The organism is Klebsiella sp. K47, assembly GCF_051858335.1.
Taxonomy (GTDB): Bacteria; Pseudomonadota; Gammaproteobacteria; order Enterobacterales; family Enterobacteriaceae; genus Klebsiella; species Klebsiella pneumoniae.
The window spans coordinates 1-210 of sequence record NZ_JBPYUI010000595.1 but is presented as its reverse complement, the minus strand read 5'-3'; the positions used below and the strand labels follow the sequence as shown (position 1 = coordinate 210).

1 pseudogene is annotated in these 210 nt (G+C 69.0%); it reads right to left on the bottom strand.

The features are described 5' to 3' along the window. A pseudogene (locus RRF55_RS29365) lies at positions 1–210 on the bottom strand (hypothetical protein); the annotation flags it as partial.

Below are 210 nucleotides of genomic sequence, written 5' to 3'. Positions count from 1 at the left end.
CAGCTCGGTCCCCATGATGCCGTAGACCATCACTCCCAGCGCGGCCATCTGGCCCGGCGAGGACGGGACGATGGAGTCCAGGCTGAAGTCGTTGGCGAAGCCATGGTTCCAGCCGTAGTGCAGGCCGCCGACGCCCATGGCGAGCACCGCGAGCAGCTTGAGCAGCGCGCCGAGGTTCGGCAGCCACTTGCCCAGGCGCAGCGCGACCAC